We start from the raw sequence: 14,781 nt of genomic DNA on the forward strand, positions 1-14,781 counted from the left end.
GAAGACGAACCCGAGCGAAGCGAGTGACAGAGAAGAAGGGACGGCGACGATGGACAGGCGCCTCAGCGCTGTTTCTGCGGTGCCTGGGAATCACAGCCGTCCCTTCTGGTGCAGTTCAAAGACCAGTTCGCTGGTCAGGGGGGTGTGAGGGTCGGGGGTCAGCAACGCTTCTTCTGGCAGGGGGCGGCACTCTTCAAACACGAAGTCCTGCGGCGCGTCGCGCAGCATCTTGGCCAGCAGCCGGGCGTGCAGCGGGCTGCTGAACTCCAGGTGCTGCGGCTTCTGGGTGCCGCCGGCCAGTTCGGCCTGCCAGGCGCCCAGGTTGGCGCTGGCCTGGCGGGCGCGGCGGCGGCGCACGAACACCTGTTCGGGCAGGCCATGCTCGGCGGCCCAGCGCCACAGGGCCAGGGCGTAGTCAGCGTCGCTGTCGTGGGGACCGGGCACCGGCAGGGCGCCGTGCGGCACGCTCCAGCGGGCGCGGTGCAGCATCACCCCGCCCGAGCGCAGGCGCGGCGTGCGCCGGACCTGGCCGTCTGCGGGGCCCAGGGCACTTTCGGCAATGTCGGGCAGGTGCGGCACGATCAGGCCGTTGTTCGTCAGCGTGACCAGAAAGTTCTTGAGGCTGGGCAGCAGCTGGGCAATCAGAAAGCCCGCGTACACCACCTGCACCGGCTCGTTGGTGTCGCGCCGGCGCAGACGCACCTCGTCCGCCGCCTCGTCGTGGTGGAGGTACAGGTCGTCAATGTGCAGGGCTGGGCCGTCCACGGGGGCGTCCACCTGCAACTCGGCAGCGGTCAGGGCAGGGTGCAGATTGGCGGTAAAGCCGTGGGCGCTGCGCAGGCCCACCTGTGACAAGCCGCGCGGGGCCAGCGCCTCAACGGTGGCTTTCACGTCGGCCATGACCTGCGCGGGCAACTCGGTCAGAAAGCGGCTGAAATACTGCCCGTAGCCCGCGTACACCTGATTGACGATCAGGCTGCCGTCCGCAGCCGCCGCCTGGGCGAACACGTCGTAGGACCACGGCCGGGCCGTCAGGCGCTCAGGCAGGCGCTCCAGCCAGGCTTGCAGCTGCGCGCCGGTCAGGTCCAGTTCCTCGGTGCCGGCGCGGGCGGCCTGCAAGTAGGCGGCGCGCACCTCGCGCTGCACGGCCAGCACGCCCTGAAGTTCGGGCAGGGCTTTTAGGCCCGCACCCGGACCGCGCAGGGACGCCTGCAGCCACTCGTCAAACAGATCGGCGTTCTCGCGGACAAAGGTGGGCAGGTCGTCCACCCGCGCGCCCGGCCCGTGCTGGCCCACCAGGCGTTCCCGCAGCAGCGGCTCGAACAGCAAGTGGGTGTCAAAGACCCGCAGCACCGACAGCAAGAGGTGCAGGCGGTCAATGGCCGGGGCGTAGGGCGTCACGTCCAGCGCCAGGGCCTGCGGAGCCACCGTGTCCTCGTACAGCACGGGGCCCGCCGGGAGGGTCAGGCCGTAAGCGTCATAAGCGGCTTGCAGGTGGGCGCGGGCGGCCTCCAGCGCGGCGGGGCGCGCGGCGCTCGGCACCCAGGGAAAGGCAGTCAGGGCCATCGCCAGGTCGTCCAGGGCCGCCGCCGCCCGCTCGCTCTCGGCTGTTTCGGCCTGGCGCAGCAGCGCCGCCACCTGACCCAGCAGGTCGGTGGGCTGCTCGCTCAGGCCCGTGACCGGGCGCAGAAAGCCGCTGTCCATCAGCTGCCCCACAAAGCGCGGCGCCGCCTGGGGGTCGGGCGACAGGCCGCTTAGAACCTCCACCAGCGCCGCGTAGTCCGCCTCTCCCCCACTGTCCCGCACCGCCGCGATCAGGCGGGCCAGGCCGGCACTCAGGCGCAGGGTCACCCGGCGTGAGGCCAGGTTGCGGGCGCGCGGCTGGCGCGCCGGGTCGTCAATGGCCTGCTCAAAGCGCACCTCGCCGCCCTGCACCCGCAGGTGGTCGCCCAGGCGCCAGGGCAGCGCTGCGCGCAGGTCGGGGGTCTTCAGGGCGCCGTCCAGCAGGCGCAGAATCAGCACGTGGTTGACGGTGGTGCTCGCCCGCACTTCGGGGCGGGCCAGCGCGCCCGCTGCGCTCTGTGTCCAGCGCCCGCCGGCCACCGAGGTGTAGTGGCTGTAGGGACTCGTTTTCCAGGCGGCGCGCGACACATATTGCAGCAGGCGGTATTCGCACTTGCGCAGCGTGCCCTTCTGCTCGGGCAGCGGCGTGGCGGCGTACTGCCGCGCAGTGGCCAGCAGCGGCGCGCTGGACACGGCCAGGCCCTTCAGAAAGCGCTCGTCCCGGCAGGCGGCCTGCAGGGCGGCCCGCTCGGTGCCCAGGTGGGCGGCCAGGGCGCTCCTCAGTTCAGCGGTGTGGCTCTCCTGCGCAGCCTGGGCCGCCAGATAGGCGTGGACCTCGGCGGGCGCTCCTGCCGGTACCGTGCGGGGCGTTTTGCCCGCCAGGACGCTGCGGCGCAGGGCCAGCCACTCGCGGCGCTCGGTATCGTCCTGGGCGGCCGACACCTGGTTATAGAGGGTGGCAGCGGCGGCTGCGCGCTGGGCTTCGACATCCGCCCGCACCGCCTGATCGCGGCGCAGCTGCTCCAGCAGCGGAAAGGGAGGCAGGTGGGCAGGGCTCAGGTGGTTAAAGCGCAGCAGCAGCTGGGGGGCCAGCTGGTCGGCCAGGGGGGTGGGGGCGGGGCGAATCGGGGCAGAAACAGAGCGCTGGGTCATGGCCGGGAAACCTCCTGTGGGTGCGCGTGCAGGGTTTGGGGCGGACTTTGTGGGGTCTGATGTTGGGAGAAGCGCAAAAGAGGAAGTGGGAAGAAAAAGGGGGGGAGGGGGGCCAAACGCTGGCCCATGCCCTCCCCGGTCGTGCGGTGTGTGGCCGCCTTACTCTGAAAGCTGCGCTTCAACCGAGCCGCAGCAGCAGGAGCTGCTTCCGCAGGTGGAGGTGGCGCTGCAGCTGCTGGAGCCGGACGAAGCGCCGGTTTCGGCCAGGGCGGTGCTGTCGCGCACTTCGGTGACTTCCAGGGCTTCGATGTTCAGGTCGCTAAAGTCGATGTCGGTCATGTTGATGTTGGTCATGGCAAGTCTCCTTGGGTGTGGCGCTGCGGCGCCGGTGAGGGTGGGCGGAGGGGCTGGTGGGCGGACAGGGCGGGCCAGGTGAGGGCGCCGGGGGCAGGTCAGGTGGAGCGGCCGGGCGTTAGAAGGCGATCACCTCCAGGGGGGGCTAGGGGGCCAGGGTGGCTTAGGAGCGCTGAGCCGGCGAGGACCGGGGGGCCTTACAGGCCAGCGTTGCCTTCGTCGCGTCGGTAGCCAATCAGGGCCAGGGTGAGAAAGAGCACCGTGGAGCCGACCAGCCAGAGAATGTGAGTGAGCATGTTGGGGTCGGTGGCGGCGCCAATCTGTCCCAGCGCCAGCTGCGAGAAGTGGTAGGGGGGCAGGTACTGGGCCAGCTTCTGAAAGAACTCGGGGAGCATGGAGTGCGGCACCCAGAGGCCAGAGGCGAAGGACATGGGGATGTAGATGACGTTCGCCAGGGCCGGCGCCGCGCCGGGGCCCGAGAGGAACCCCAGAGCCAGTCCCAGGGCCGTGAAGGGCAGGCCGCCCAGAATCAGGGTCGCTCCCAACCGCAGCCACGTTTCGGCCGGCATCTCGACCTTGCCGATGGTGGCGCCCAGCAGGAACATCAGCGAGATGATGGTCACGTTGAACATCAAAGACGTCGCAAATTTCGAGAGCAGGAAGGCGGCGGGCGGCATCGGGGAAACGCGCTTGATCTTCAGCCAACCGCTGGCCCGGTCGTTGGCGATGCCCACCCCGAAGGAGAAGAGCGACGCGCCGATGACCCCGAAGGCCCCGTAGGTGGCGAGCATGTACATGGGCACCCGGACATTGCCGGCCGACTGGTTCATGTACGTGAAGCCGAACACCACGTAAAACAGCAGCGGAAAGATGATGGTGGGAATCAGGAACATCGGGCTGCGCAGCAGGGTCAGGGTCTCGGCGCGCACTTCTAAGCCGTACAGCCGGACCTTGTTGACGCGGGGCGGCGCCGACCGGGCGGGACGGGACACGTCTTGCACGAGGCTCATGCGCTCACTCCTTGGGGGGCGTGCAGGCCCTGAAACACGTCTTCGAGGCTGGCGGGCCGCACCGTAAATTCCTGCAGGGCCGGGTCCAGGGCGTACAGCAGCGGCGCAATCACGGCTGTGCCGTCGACCGTCAGGTGCACCGTGTCAGCCTGGCGGCGCACGGCGCGCACTCCAGCCACCGCCATCAACTGCGGGTCGCTCAGGACTGTGCGCAGCGAGACGTGCTGCACGTTGACGCGGGCCTTGAGTTCCTGCGGCGTGGCCTGGGCCACCAGGCGGCCCTTGTCGATGACCAGAATCCGGTCGGCCAGGGCGTCGGCTTCTTCGAGGTAGTGGGTGGTCAGCAGCACCGTGCGGCCGTCGTCCACCAGGCGGCGGACTTCCATCCAGAAGGCGCGGCGGGTTTCGGTGTCCAGCGCCACGGTGGGCTCGTCCATCACCATCAGGGCGGGGTCGCCGCACAGGGCCAGGGCAAAGCGCACCCGCTGACGCTGGCCGCCGGACAGCTGGCGGTAGGTGCGCCCGGCCAGGGCGGTCAGCCCAGCGCGCTCCAGGGTGTCGGCCACCTTCAGGGGCGCCGGGTAGTAGCTAGAAAACAGCTCGACCAGTTCAGAGACCCGCAGATTGGCGGCCAGGTGGACCTGCTGCATCATGGCGCCGGTGTGAATGCGGTGGGCGGCTTCCAGCGGCGACTGACCAAAGACCTTGACGGCGCCGCCGGTGGGGGCCAGCAGGCCCAGCACCATGTTGACCAGGGTGCTTTTGCCGGCGCCGTTGGGCCCCAGCAGGGCCACGACCTCGCCCCGGTGGATGCTCAGGCTGGTGGGCTGCAGCGCCTGAATGGAACCGTACCTTCTGTGCACCTCCTGAAGCTCGATGGCGGGGCCGGCGTACGCCGGGGTCCACGCTCTGGTTGGTTGCCGATGAAGTCCCATATCACTCTCCTTCCGGCGGGGGCTTGTTCTCTGCTGCTCCCGAGCGGTGAGGAGAGTGTGCGCGGCGGCCGGGGACGGGCCGGGGACAGTACGGCCAGTGCGCGGCCGGGACCGGGGACAGCTCCGGCCACCGGGGCGGGCTGTCTCCGCGCCGTCCCCGCCCACGCGGCACCGTGCGGGGGTGCGGGGGCGCAAGCTTGCCTCTGGCTCCAGGGCTTCATCACCCGCACGCCCGCCGCGTGGCGCGTCTCTGTCTCTGCGCGCCGTGAGGCACCCTTGGTCCTGCGGCGCGCCGTCTTCTCCGCGCGCCACGCGCGGCCCTGTCCTCGTTATCTCCCCGCATTCAGGAGGTCGTATGCGTCACGTTGCCCTACTGCTGGCCCTCTTTCTCGCGCCGGTCGCCCAGGCGGCGGCCCACACCCCGCAGACCGCCGGTTCGTTCGGCGGCTTTGGCGGCGGCTCTTTTGGAGGTGGTGGCGCAGGCGGCAGCTACTGATACAGGTTCCTATTGAATCGCTTGCAAAAGCGGTTCAATCCGAGCGGAGCGAGTAGGAGCGAAACGGGTTCCGGGCGTGGAGCCGACAAATTGGCTCTTTTCCGATTTGTCGGCGGAATAGACGGAATCCGTATGAGACCGACGGAGGTGGAACCGTTGGCATGAGCGGTGAAATCCAAGCGAAGCGAGAAGGAAAGCGGGTTCCGGGCGTGGAGTTTGCCACTCGGTTCTTTCCCGAGTTGTCAATGAAACAGACGGAATCCGTATGAGCGCAGGCTCTGTCCAGTCTGCACCCCGTGGCGTGCTGGCCAGGCCGAGGGCAGACCAGCGGGTTGATCCCGTGCCGCAAGGTTCTGCTGGCTGCGCCACGCTGGGCAGCCCGCACAGGCGGATAGACATGCCGCATTTCTGCCGCTGTTCGGGTCGGATGCAGGCCTTCTCCCCCTGAGCCTTCTGCCCGTCCTGACGGGCCGGGGCGGCGCTGTCCTCTGCTGTCTCCGCTGTGTCTCCGCCCGTGCTCATGAGTGTCTCTGGGGCGTCCCCAGCGCCTTTTTAAGGTGAGCCCCATGACCAGCAGCCGCACGCCCCGCACCCTCCGTCCCGTCCTGCTCGCCCTGCTGGGCGCCGCGCTGCTGGCCCCTCTGGCCGGTGCCCAGACCGTCACCGTGCACAGCGACCCAGGCGTTGGCCCCGTGCAGCTGGCCGACCCCGGCGTCGGGCCGGTGCAACTGGCAGACCCCGGTGTTGGCCCCGTGCAGCTGAGCACCGTGCCCCCTGTACCCCCCCGCTCCTGATCCCTTCAGAGGTTGTCCTATGACAGTTCAACGCACCTTGACCGCCCTGCTGACCCTCGCCCTCATGACCGCTGCAGTGGCCCAGGCCGCGGCCCCGACGCCCCAAACTCAGGGCACTGTGCGTGGCGGAGGCGGTTCCTTCGGGGGCGGCGGCGCCACTGGCAGCTGGTAAGCCCGGCCGGCCTTCACCTCAAGTCCCCTCTCCCACTTTGGAGGTTTTCACCATGTTCAGCCGCATTCTGACCACTCTGTTGACCCTGACCCTCGTACTCGTTCCCGCCGCACAGGCGACCGCCCACACCCCGCAGACGGCCGGCGGCTTCGGCGGCTTTGGTGGCGGCTCGTCGGGCGGCGGCGGCGCCTCGGGCAGCTGGTAATCGCTGCTCCCATCTCTAGCATTTGCGGCGGACCTTCAAGGGGTTCGCCGTTTTCGTGTGGGCGGCGTGCCGCGAAGAGGCAGCCGACCTCCTATAGATTCCGGTTGAAGCATTCGAAAGCTGAGCGAAGCCCACAGGAAACCATCGGGTTCGGGCCGCGGAATCCATACTCAGCCAACCCCTCAGCCACCTTCGCCGTTGGCTCACCTGATCTCTCGCCGCGCGGCCGGAGGGTTACCATTGCATCTATGCGCCACCTCGCCCTGTTGGGCGCGCTGCTCACGGCGGTTGCCGGACAGAGCAGCGCGCAGACGGCCACGCCCCCGGCCCGCTTTGAGGGGCAGATCATCTATCAGGTGATGCCAGACCGCTTTTTCGATGGCAACGCCAGCAACAATCAGGGCGTCAACCGCGCCGACCTACGCGCCTGGCACGGCGGCGACCTGGCCGGCCTGACCGCCAAACTGCCGTATATCCAGAAACTGGGAGCCACCGCCGTATGGCTGACGCCGGTGTACCTCCAGCAGACGGCCAATTCGTTTGGCACGGCGCCCTATCACGGGTACTGGCCCGCCGATTTCCGCAACGTGGACCCACACTTTGGCACCCTAGCCGATTTCGGCGCGTTCACCAAAGCCGCCCAGAACGCCGATCTGCGTGTGGTGCTGGACCAGGTCATCAACCATTACGGCTACGAGGCGGCGGCTGTGCGGGCCCGTCCCGCCTGGTTTAACGGCGAGGCGCAGTGCAGCACTTCGGCCAACAAGGATGTGGACTGTGCCTTAGCGGGGCTGCCCGACCTACGCCAGAGCAACCCCCAGGTGCGCGAACTGCTGCTGGGCAACGCCGATTTCTGGCGCGAACAGGGCGTGCAGGCCTTCCGCTACGACGCCATTAAGCATGTCGAAGGCCCCTTCCTGCGCGACCTGCTGACCCGCGACCGCCAGGCGGGCACCTGGACCCTGGGCGAGTGGTACGACGCCGACACGGGCACGGTGGCCGACTGGCAAAAGGAGGGCTTTGACAGCCTCTTTTTGTTCAGCCTGCAAGCAGCCATGAAGGGCAGCATTATGGCCGGGCAAAGCCTGGACGGCGTGCGCAGCGTGCTGGCCCGGCAGGGTGAACTGGTGCGCCCCGGCGAGGTGGCCCTGTTTCTGGACAACCACGATGTCCCCCGTTTTGCTCAGGGCAGCCTGTTTGAAGATCTAGGCCAGGAACGCACCAAATACGGTCTGCGCGCCCTGATGACCCTGCGCGGCGTGCCCGTGCTGTGGCAAGGCACCGAGATCGCCATGCGCGGCGGCGCCGACCCCGACAACCGCCGGGACATGCGTTTTGAAGATGCTTGGACCCCCGCCGAGCGCGCGGTGTTTGAGGTGACCCGCGCCGCCATCGCTGCCCGTAAGGCCAGCCCTGCCCTGAGTGCCGGTGCCCTCAAGCTGCTGCCCAGCCCGGATGCCCTGGGGAGCGACCTGCTGCTGTTCACCCGTGAACTGAACGGGCAGACCGTGCTGGCCGCGTGGCACAACGGCAAGGCGCGCAAGTCTTATAGCCTCAAGCTGGGCAGCCTGGGCGTGGGCTGGGCCAACCGGGCCGCCACCTCTTCCCTGTTCGTCGGTCAGGATGCCAAAGCCAGTGTGTCGGGCGGCTACCTGCACCTGACCCTGCCAGCTCAGGACGCGGCGGCCTTCCGGGTGGAGTAAGAAGCAGACCCAGCCGGGTCGCCTGCCGAGAACTGAGGCCGCGTTCTGCCGTTCCCGCCCCTAGACTGAGCCCCGTGCGGCCCTTCTTCTTGCTGGCGTTCCTCCTTGGGCTGAGCACGGGGCAGGCCGCCCAGCCCGCCACAATCCAGCAGATCGAGCAGGGGCTGCGGCCTGTGCGCCCTTTCTGGCAGCCACTGGGACGCCCGGCAGGCATGAGCCTGACCGACCGGATGGCGTTTCACCACGTCCCCGGCGTGAGCGTCGCGGTGATTGATCACGGGCAGGTGGTCTGGGCCAGAGGCTACGGCGTGCTTCAGGCTGGTCAGCCTGCCCCGGTGACGCCCAGCACGCTCTTTCAAGCGGCGTCTATCAGTAAGGCCGTGACGGCCACGGCGGCTCTGCGGCTGGTGCAAAGCGGTCAGCTTGGCCTGGACGTACCAGTTAACCAGACCCTGCGCTCCTGGCAGCTGCCTGAAAACGCCCTAACTCGCCAGCACCCTGTCACGCTGCGGCACCTGCTGGCGCACACGGCGGGCATTGGCATGCCCGGTTACCTGGGCTATCCGGCAGGGCAGACGCTGCCAACCCTGACTCAGGTGCTGGACGGCCAGGCGCCCGCCACTTCACAGCCAGTGCGAGTAGAGCGCCGGCCCGGCCAGGCTTACGCCTATTCCGGCGGCGGCTACGAGGTGCTGCAGCTCTTGATGCAGGACGCGGCAGGCACAGCGTTTCCCGACCTGCTGCAGCGTCAGGTGCTGGCCCCGCTGGGGATGACCCGCAGCGGGTTTACGCAGCCCCTGCCGGCGGCGCTGGAGTCGCAGGCTGCCGCAGCCCACCAGGCCGACGGCACGCCCCTGTCCGGCCGCTGGCACACCTACCCCGAACTGGCCGCCGCCGGGCTGTGGTCTACGCCCAGCGACCTGGCCCGCTGGCTGCTGGCCCTGTCGGGCGCCGCACAGAAGATACCGGGCGCGCTCCTGACACCCGGCCTCATGGGGCAGATGCTGACCAACCACAGCCCTGGCCTGAAAGGTTGGCAGCACGCTTATGGCCTGGGGCTCACCCTGCATGGTCGTGGGCCAACCCTCTCGTTTGGGCACAGCGGCATCAATCAGGGGTTCCGGGCCATCGCGGTGATGTATCCGCAGACCGGGCAGGGCGCCGTCATCATGACCAACGGGGAAAATGGCGTTCCGCTCTACAACGAGCTACTGGAAAGTATTGCGGCGGCCTATCACTGGCCCGGCCATCAGGCTGGCTGGACGGGCTGGCCGCTGGTCCTGCTCGGTGTTCTTGCGCTCGGCGGAGGTCTTCTGGTTAGCCGAAAGCGACGACGGAGCAAGAGGCGCCGCATCGCGTGGCCTGACTTGTAGAGGGGCCAGGCCGGGGCACTGACCGTTCAGCCGAAGCGGTAGGCTCCGGCTGAACTTGCTTGTCTTTGAACGCCCATGGCAGCTGCGCTGACCTCACGCCTTGAGCGGTCTGGGCACCGGCAGCGTATACGTCGCAAACGGTTTCCACTGGCCACCGGGGTGGTGGCGGGCCAGCGGCCGGTCCTGCTCATCCACGTACACCATGCGGTAGCGCATGCGGCCCAGTTCCAGGCCGCCGCGCTGACGCCACAGCACCTGCACGTCCACGTTGGTGGCAGCGGGATCGGTGTCGTGCGCCGCCAGAATGCTGAAGTCCCCCAGACGGCCCGGGTAGGCCAGTTTGACCTGCCGGATGCTGCGCCGACCCGTGGGAAAGGCCCGGGCCGGCAAGGAAGCGGCCATCTCGCGGTAATGCTCGCCCTGCCAGTGCGTCAGGAAGGCTTTCAGGGCCTCCTGTGGCGTGTGGGGAAGCGCGGTGTTCATGACCCAAGCATGGCACGGCGGCGGGGCAATAGATATCCGGCGAACGGCGGATGAAGAAACCAGGCAGGCGGCTTAGAGCGGCGGCCGCAGTGGGCGTCCAACGCCGTGAACTGCCGGGTCAAGCGGCCGACCAGAACCCCGCGACTCGCGTAACCGTGCCAGGCCCCTTCCAGATAAACGGCTCTCATGGGTTTGTCGAGTGGCCACCATCACGCCGCTTCAGCCGTCTTTCTGCCCTCTCAGCTCCCGAGCTGCTGCACCCGGTCAACGCCAGGCCCGGCGGGTGCGGTGAAGGCACCACACTGCTACTCCAGCCATCAGGCCTTCCGACACCGCGTCAGCCAGCCACAGCGCCGACAATGACACCTGCGCCGCCACCAGCAGCACCGGCACCTTCAGGAGCAGCGGGCCGCCCACCGACAGCAGCAGAGCCTCCCGAATCCGGCCCAGCGATTGCAGCACGGTCACGGCCAGGACAGTGACACCCAGAAAGGGCGCTGCCAGGGCCAGCAAGCGCAGCGCCTCGGCGCCTTCCCGCCGCACCCGTTCGTCCTGCGACAACAGGTTGATCCACCCTGAAGGCCAGCACCAGCAGGCGGCCCAGACCAGCAGGCCATATGCCACGGTGCTCCCCAGCGCCCAGCGCACTGCCAGGGTCACCCGGTCCCACGCCTGCCGCCCCACGTTGAACCCCACCAGCGGCTGCACCCCCTGGGCCAGCCCCGTCTGCGGCGTCAGCAGGCCGCTCAGCAATCGGCTGACCACCGCGAAGACGCTCAGAGCCGTGTCTCCGCCTACCCCCCGCAGCAGATGATTGGTCACGATGATGAGCAGGCTCGCACTCGCGTTCTTGGCAAACGACGGCAGGCCAGTCCGGGCAACCTCCCACAGCAGCGGCGCGTGGGGTCGCCACAGCCACGGCGCAATGCGGACTGGCCGGGGGCGCAGGAAGAAGTACCACAGGCCCATGCCGGCCGACACCGCCTGCCCCGCCACAGTCGCCAGCGCCGCTCCACTCACCCCCCAGTGCGCCACCATCACAAACAGCCAGCACAGGGCCAGATTGACCAGCACCGGCACCACCCAGATTGCCGTGGCGAAGTGGACCTGACCCTCGGCCCGGATAAACGCCGAGAAGCCCGTACTGGTGATCGCCCCCAGCAAGATGATGCGGCCAAAGTCCTCAGCATACGGAGCAACACGCGCCGAGGCCCCCAGCACCTTGACCAGTGGTTCGATGAATGGAGCGCCCAGCAGTGTGACGCTGCCCGCCACCACCCAGAACATGAGAAAGGCGCTGGCGATCACGCGGGCCGCCAGCACCGGGTCGCGCTGCCCCAGCGCGCGGGACACCAGAGCGGCGCCGCCGGACCCGACCGTCGTAGAGACGGCGCCCAGCAGCAACAGTACCGGAGCGATGATGCCGGCCCCGGCCGCCGCCAGCGGCCCCACTCCGACCGAGAGAATGTATGTGTCAGTCAGCAGGTACGCGCTGTACACCAGCAGGGCAAACGTTGACTGAGCCGCGTACTCGGCCAGCAGCGGGCCGACCGGCCGCGTGCCCAGTTGCTCGGCATGGGCGCCCTTCACCGGCGCTCAGTCCGCCGTCAGCCAGGCCATTTCGCGGCGAATCAGGTCCCGCGAAAAATTGAAGATCTCGTCGGTGTCGTACTGCCGGTACGCGCATTCGGTGTGCATCACCAGCGCCAGGTGCAGGGTGTAGAGGTGCATCCGCTGCTCCTCTGCAGGGGTAAAGGTGGTCTGGCCGTAGCCTTCCATCGGTGGGGTCACGCCCTCACCGAACAGCGGCCGGAACTGCGCTTCCATCAGGGGCTCGGCCCACAGGGCCCGCTCAAAGTCGATCAGTCCGACAATCTCTCCGTCCCGCGCAAAGAAGTTGGGGTTCCAGGCGTCCCAGTGCACCAGGCGCGGCGCAGTGACTTCCTCTAACGCGCTGGCGTGCCGGTTCAGGGCCGCCCGAAGTTCATCGGGCGTGAAGTCGTAGGCGAATCCCTTGCGCTCAGCGTCTTCCAGCACAGCCTCAAAGATGCGGGTAAAGGCCTCCCGCCAGGTGTCGGCCCGCAAGGCGGGGTTCCCGTCGTAGCCGAAATAAGGGCCCTCAATCTGATTCACTGCCCGGATAACCGCGCCAGTTTTGCGGTGCAGTGCCGCCAGCTCGGCGGCACTGAGCGTGTCTTCCAACTGGTCGAGGGTTTGGCCCTCCACATGGGCCATGAAGAAGTAGGGCGCGTCGCACAGGGTCAGGCTGTCGTCAAAGGCATAGATTTCGGGCACAGGAATGCCAGGGACCGCCCGCACCCGGCGCATCGCCGCGACCTCCGTGAACATGATGTGACGCTCGTACTGCATAACGTCGGCGCCGGGAGGCGGCGCAATTTTGAGCACCACCTGACGGCCGCCGCGCAGACGAATCTGGTAGGCCGCGTTGAACCAGCCTTCTTTGAGTTCCAGAACCGCCTGCTCGTCGTCCGCAATGCCAGTTTCAGGAAAAGCGTGGGCTACCAGGCGTTCAATCTGGGCGTGGGTCTGGGTGTTTTTCGTCAGGCTTTTCATGGGGCCTCCGGGGGATAAGGAGTGGCTGCAGAACAGCAGTGCGGGGAATTTCAGCCAACCAGTGAACAGCTCGACTATGGCACAGTCCAACAGAATCGAGCACAAACGAGCAGGAGCGCGGTGCTAAGCTCCAGCCATGTTTGCAGAGGAGCGGCAGCGCCGGATTCTGACTCAGCTCCGGCTGGACGGACGAGTCGCAGTGCTGACGCTGGCCGCGCAGTACGGCGTCTCAGAGCACACGATTCGGCGGGATCTGAACAGCCTAGCGGGGCGTGGGCACCTGCACAAAACGCATGGCGGCGCGGTGGCGCTGGACACGGCCCACCTGGACTGGAACGGCCGGGTGCAGAGTCTGCCCGCCGCCAAAGAGGCCATCGGAGCCGCCGCCGCCACGCTGGTCCAGCCAGGCGCCACCGTCATCCTGGACGCCAGTTCGACCACAGTGGCGCTGGCGCGGCATCTGCGCGTGCGGCCCCTGACGGTCATCACCAATTCGCTGGAGATCGCAGCGGTGTTCGGGGCAGACCCTGGGGTCTCGCTTATCGTCACGGGCGGGGTCTGGAACGCTTCGGCTCGGGCGCTGCGCGGGGCCGCGGCGCAGGAGATGGTGCGCCACTCCCGCGCCGACTGGGCGTTTCTGGGGGCCTGTGGACTAGAGGTGCGGGCCGGCGTAACCGTGACCGACGCCGACGACGCGGCACTCAAGCGGGCGATGGCCCAGAGCGCCACACAAGTAGCCGTGCTGGCAGACCATTCCAAGCGCGGGCAAGTGGTGGCGCACTGGGTGCTGGGGGTCGAAGCTCTGACCGTCCTCGTCACCGATCAGCCGTGGCCAGCGCTGACTGCCCTGGGGGTCGACGTCAGGACTGAACCGATGACCCCGGCACCCAGCGAATGAGCGAAGGGCGGGCCACCCTCCTCTGCCCTGGCCCGCCTTCAGAGGCACGCCCTCTAGTCTGACCCCAAACCCTGTCAGGGGCGATGGGCCAAAGGCCGCACAGGCCGCTGGGCCGCCTGGCGTATTGGCTGCAGTCGCCGGCGCTGGCAGGCTAGGTCATGGACGAGATCACCGCCTACTACCACCGCGACCGCGAACACGACCGCCTGACGCGTGGCCTGGGCCTGATTGAGTTTGCCCGGACAATAGACGTGCTGGAGCGCCTGCTGCCCGGTGCCCCTGCCACCGTGTTGGACATCGGCGGCGGCACCGGCGTCTACGCCCGCGAATGCTTGCGGCGGGGGCACCGGGTTCACCTGCTGGACGCCATGCCCGTGCATATCGAGCGGGTGCGTGCCGATCCGTCGCTGGCGGCCCTGGCTTCGGTCACGCTAGGCGACGCCCGCGCCCTGCCCTATCCGGACGGCTTGGCCGACACCGCCCTGGTCATGGGGCCGCTCTATCACTTGCCTGACCCCCATGACCGCGCCGCAACTCTGGCCGAAGCCGCGCGCACCGTGCGGCCCGGTGGGCTGGTGGCTGCCACGGCCATTCCGCGTGCGGGGGCCATCTGCGGCGACTTCAAACACGGGCTGGACGAGGAAGACTACAGCCGCGCCATCCGTGAGCGGGCGTACACGACTGGGAGCTACCTGAATCCTGAGGACCGCCCCGGATCCTTTACCACCGCCTACTTTCACCATCCTGCCGAGCTGGAAGCCGAATTGCGAGCAGCTGGTCTACAAGACGTGGCCCTGTATGCCCTGGAAGGCCCAGCTAACCTGCTGGCCAACCCAGCGCTGGAGATCAGCGACCCAGTGCGGCGAAGCGGCCTGATGACGGCTCTACGACTGGTCGAGCGCGACCCAGCGTTGATGGGCATCAGCGCGCACATTCTGGGTGTGGGCTGGACAGAAGGCCGGTGACAGGAATAGGGCTTGCGTTACCAAGTCCCCGGCGGGAGAAAACAGCGCGAGCCCTTGACGGTCGAGAGTCCGAAGCGGTGTCACGCTGCTCCAGCGCCTCCCGC

Annotated in this window: 15 protein-coding genes; 8 read left to right on the forward strand and 7 right to left on the reverse strand. The window is 68.1% G+C overall.

The window, feature by feature from the left end:
• Positions 1-90: 90 nt before the first annotated feature.
• The 4 genes from GO986_RS07610 to GO986_RS07625 all read right to left on the reverse strand — a co-directional run bounded on the left by GO986_RS07610 (position 91) and on the right by GO986_RS07625 (position 5,014).
• On the reverse strand, positions 91-2,715 hold the full coding sequence (locus GO986_RS07610) for a lantibiotic dehydratase (protein ID WP_157458698.1): 2,625 nt from the start codon (positions 2,713-2,715) through the stop codon (positions 91-93).
• A 159-nt stretch (positions 2,716-2,874) separates the two neighbouring features.
• Entirely contained in the window at positions 2,875-3,069 is a 195-nt protein-coding gene (locus GO986_RS07615; RefSeq protein ID WP_157458699.1) for a thiazolylpeptide-type bacteriocin, read from the reverse strand.
• Positions 3,070-3,266: 197 nt separating this feature from the next.
• On the reverse strand, positions 3,267-4,079 hold the full coding sequence (locus tag GO986_RS07620) for an ABC transporter permease (protein ID WP_157458700.1): 813 nt from the start codon (positions 4,077-4,079) through the stop codon (positions 3,267-3,269).
• The gene (locus GO986_RS07625) at positions 4,076-5,014 is read right to left on the reverse strand and encodes an ABC transporter ATP-binding protein (protein WP_157458701.1); all 939 of its coding nucleotides are present in this window, start codon (positions 5,012-5,014) and stop codon (positions 4,076-4,078) included. The genes GO986_RS07620 and GO986_RS07625 overlap by 4 nt, the downstream gene beginning before the upstream one ends.
• Before the next feature lie 355 nt (positions 5,015-5,369).
• On the opposite strand from GO986_RS07625, the gene GO986_RS07630 reads away from it, so the two are divergent.
• From GO986_RS07630 to GO986_RS07655, 6 genes are all read left to right on the forward strand, one after another.
• Positions 5,370-5,510 (forward strand): hypothetical protein, encoded by a 141-nt coding sequence (locus tag GO986_RS07630; protein WP_157458702.1) that lies wholly within the window; start codon positions 5,370-5,372, stop codon positions 5,508-5,510.
• A gap of 566 nt (positions 5,511-6,076) precedes the next feature.
• Positions 6,077-6,304: a hypothetical protein gene (locus GO986_RS07635; RefSeq protein ID WP_157458703.1), complete on the forward strand. Its 228-nt coding sequence runs from the start codon at positions 6,077-6,079 to the stop codon at positions 6,302-6,304.
• Positions 6,305-6,323: 19 nt separating this feature from the next.
• The gene (locus GO986_RS07640) at positions 6,324-6,476 is read left to right on the forward strand and encodes a hypothetical protein (RefSeq protein WP_157458704.1); all 153 of its coding nucleotides are present in this window, start codon (positions 6,324-6,326) and stop codon (positions 6,474-6,476) included.
• Between the two features lie 52 nt (positions 6,477-6,528).
• A complete protein-coding gene (locus GO986_RS07645) occupies positions 6,529-6,681 on the forward strand; it encodes a hypothetical protein (RefSeq protein WP_157458705.1) in 153 nt (50 codons plus the stop codon).
• Between the two features lie 248 nt (positions 6,682-6,929).
• Positions 6,930-8,384: an alpha-amylase family glycosyl hydrolase gene (locus GO986_RS07650; protein WP_157458706.1), complete on the forward strand. Its 1,455-nt coding sequence runs from the start codon at positions 6,930-6,932 to the stop codon at positions 8,382-8,384.
• A gap of 74 nt (positions 8,385-8,458) precedes the next feature.
• Entirely contained in the window at positions 8,459-9,757 is a 1,299-nt protein-coding gene (locus GO986_RS07655) for a serine hydrolase domain-containing protein (protein ID WP_157458707.1), read from the forward strand.
• 93 nt (positions 9,758-9,850) lie between these two features.
• Here the strand turns inward: GO986_RS07655 and GO986_RS07660 are convergent, their stop codons facing one another.
• From GO986_RS07660 to GO986_RS07670, 3 genes are all read right to left on the reverse strand, one after another.
• Positions 9,851-10,240 (reverse strand): hypothetical protein, encoded by a 390-nt coding sequence (locus GO986_RS07660; RefSeq protein WP_157458708.1) that lies wholly within the window; start codon positions 10,238-10,240, stop codon positions 9,851-9,853.
• Between the two features lie 264 nt (positions 10,241-10,504).
• Entirely contained in the window at positions 10,505-11,830 is a 1,326-nt protein-coding gene (locus GO986_RS07665) for an MATE family efflux transporter (protein WP_198170515.1), read from the reverse strand.
• 6 nt (positions 11,831-11,836) lie between these two features.
• Complete coding sequence (locus GO986_RS07670; RefSeq protein WP_157458709.1) at positions 11,837-12,814, reverse strand: phosphotransferase; 978 nt, start codon at positions 12,812-12,814, stop codon at positions 11,837-11,839.
• Positions 12,815-12,950: 136 nt separating this feature from the next.
• Between GO986_RS07670 and GO986_RS07675 the strand changes: the two genes are divergently transcribed.
• Positions 12,951-13,712: a DeoR/GlpR family DNA-binding transcription regulator gene (locus GO986_RS07675; RefSeq protein WP_157458710.1), complete on the forward strand. Its 762-nt coding sequence runs from the start codon at positions 12,951-12,953 to the stop codon at positions 13,710-13,712.
• Positions 13,713-13,870: 158 nt separating this feature from the next.
• Positions 13,871-14,677, forward strand: a complete 807-nt coding sequence (locus GO986_RS07680) for a class I SAM-dependent methyltransferase (RefSeq protein ID WP_157458711.1) — start codon at positions 13,871-13,873, stop codon at positions 14,675-14,677.
• The last annotated feature ends 104 nt before the right edge of the window (positions 14,678-14,781 follow it).

The organism is Deinococcus arboris (genome assembly GCF_009755355.1).
Classification (GTDB): domain Bacteria; phylum Deinococcota; class Deinococci; order Deinococcales; family Deinococcaceae; genus Deinococcus; species Deinococcus betulae.

Excerpts from the sequence above, each read along its gene's own strand:
- GO986_RS07610 (WP_157458698.1), bottom strand. The coding sequence starts at position 2,715 with ATGACCCAGCGCTCTGTTTCTGCCCCGATTCGCCCCGCCCCCACCCCC.
- GO986_RS07615 (WP_157458699.1), bottom strand. The coding sequence starts at position 3,069 with ATGACCAACATCAACATGACCGACATCGACTTTAGCGACCTGAACATC.
- GO986_RS07620 (WP_157458700.1), bottom strand. The coding sequence starts at position 4,079 with ATGAGCCTCGTGCAAGACGTGTCCCGTCCCGCCCGGTCGGCGCCGCCC.
- GO986_RS07625 (WP_157458701.1), bottom strand. The coding sequence starts at position 5,014 with ATGGGACTTCATCGGCAACCAACCAGAGCGTGGACCCCGGCGTACGCC.
- GO986_RS07630 (WP_157458702.1), top strand. The coding sequence starts at position 5,370 with ATGCGTCACGTTGCCCTACTGCTGGCCCTCTTTCTCGCGCCGGTCGCC.
- GO986_RS07635 (WP_157458703.1), top strand. The coding sequence starts at position 6,077 with ATGACCAGCAGCCGCACGCCCCGCACCCTCCGTCCCGTCCTGCTCGCC.
- GO986_RS07640 (WP_157458704.1), top strand. The coding sequence starts at position 6,324 with ATGACAGTTCAACGCACCTTGACCGCCCTGCTGACCCTCGCCCTCATG.
- GO986_RS07645 (WP_157458705.1), top strand. The coding sequence starts at position 6,529 with ATGTTCAGCCGCATTCTGACCACTCTGTTGACCCTGACCCTCGTACTC.
- GO986_RS07650 (WP_157458706.1), top strand. The coding sequence starts at position 6,930 with ATGCGCCACCTCGCCCTGTTGGGCGCGCTGCTCACGGCGGTTGCCGGA.
- GO986_RS07660 (WP_157458708.1), bottom strand. The coding sequence starts at position 10,240 with ATGAACACCGCGCTTCCCCACACGCCACAGGAGGCCCTGAAAGCCTTC.
- GO986_RS07670 (WP_157458709.1), bottom strand. The coding sequence starts at position 12,814 with ATGAAAAGCCTGACGAAAAACACCCAGACCCACGCCCAGATTGAACGC.
- GO986_RS07675 (WP_157458710.1), top strand. The coding sequence starts at position 12,951 with ATGTTTGCAGAGGAGCGGCAGCGCCGGATTCTGACTCAGCTCCGGCTG.
- GO986_RS07680 (WP_157458711.1), top strand. The coding sequence starts at position 13,871 with ATGGACGAGATCACCGCCTACTACCACCGCGACCGCGAACACGACCGC.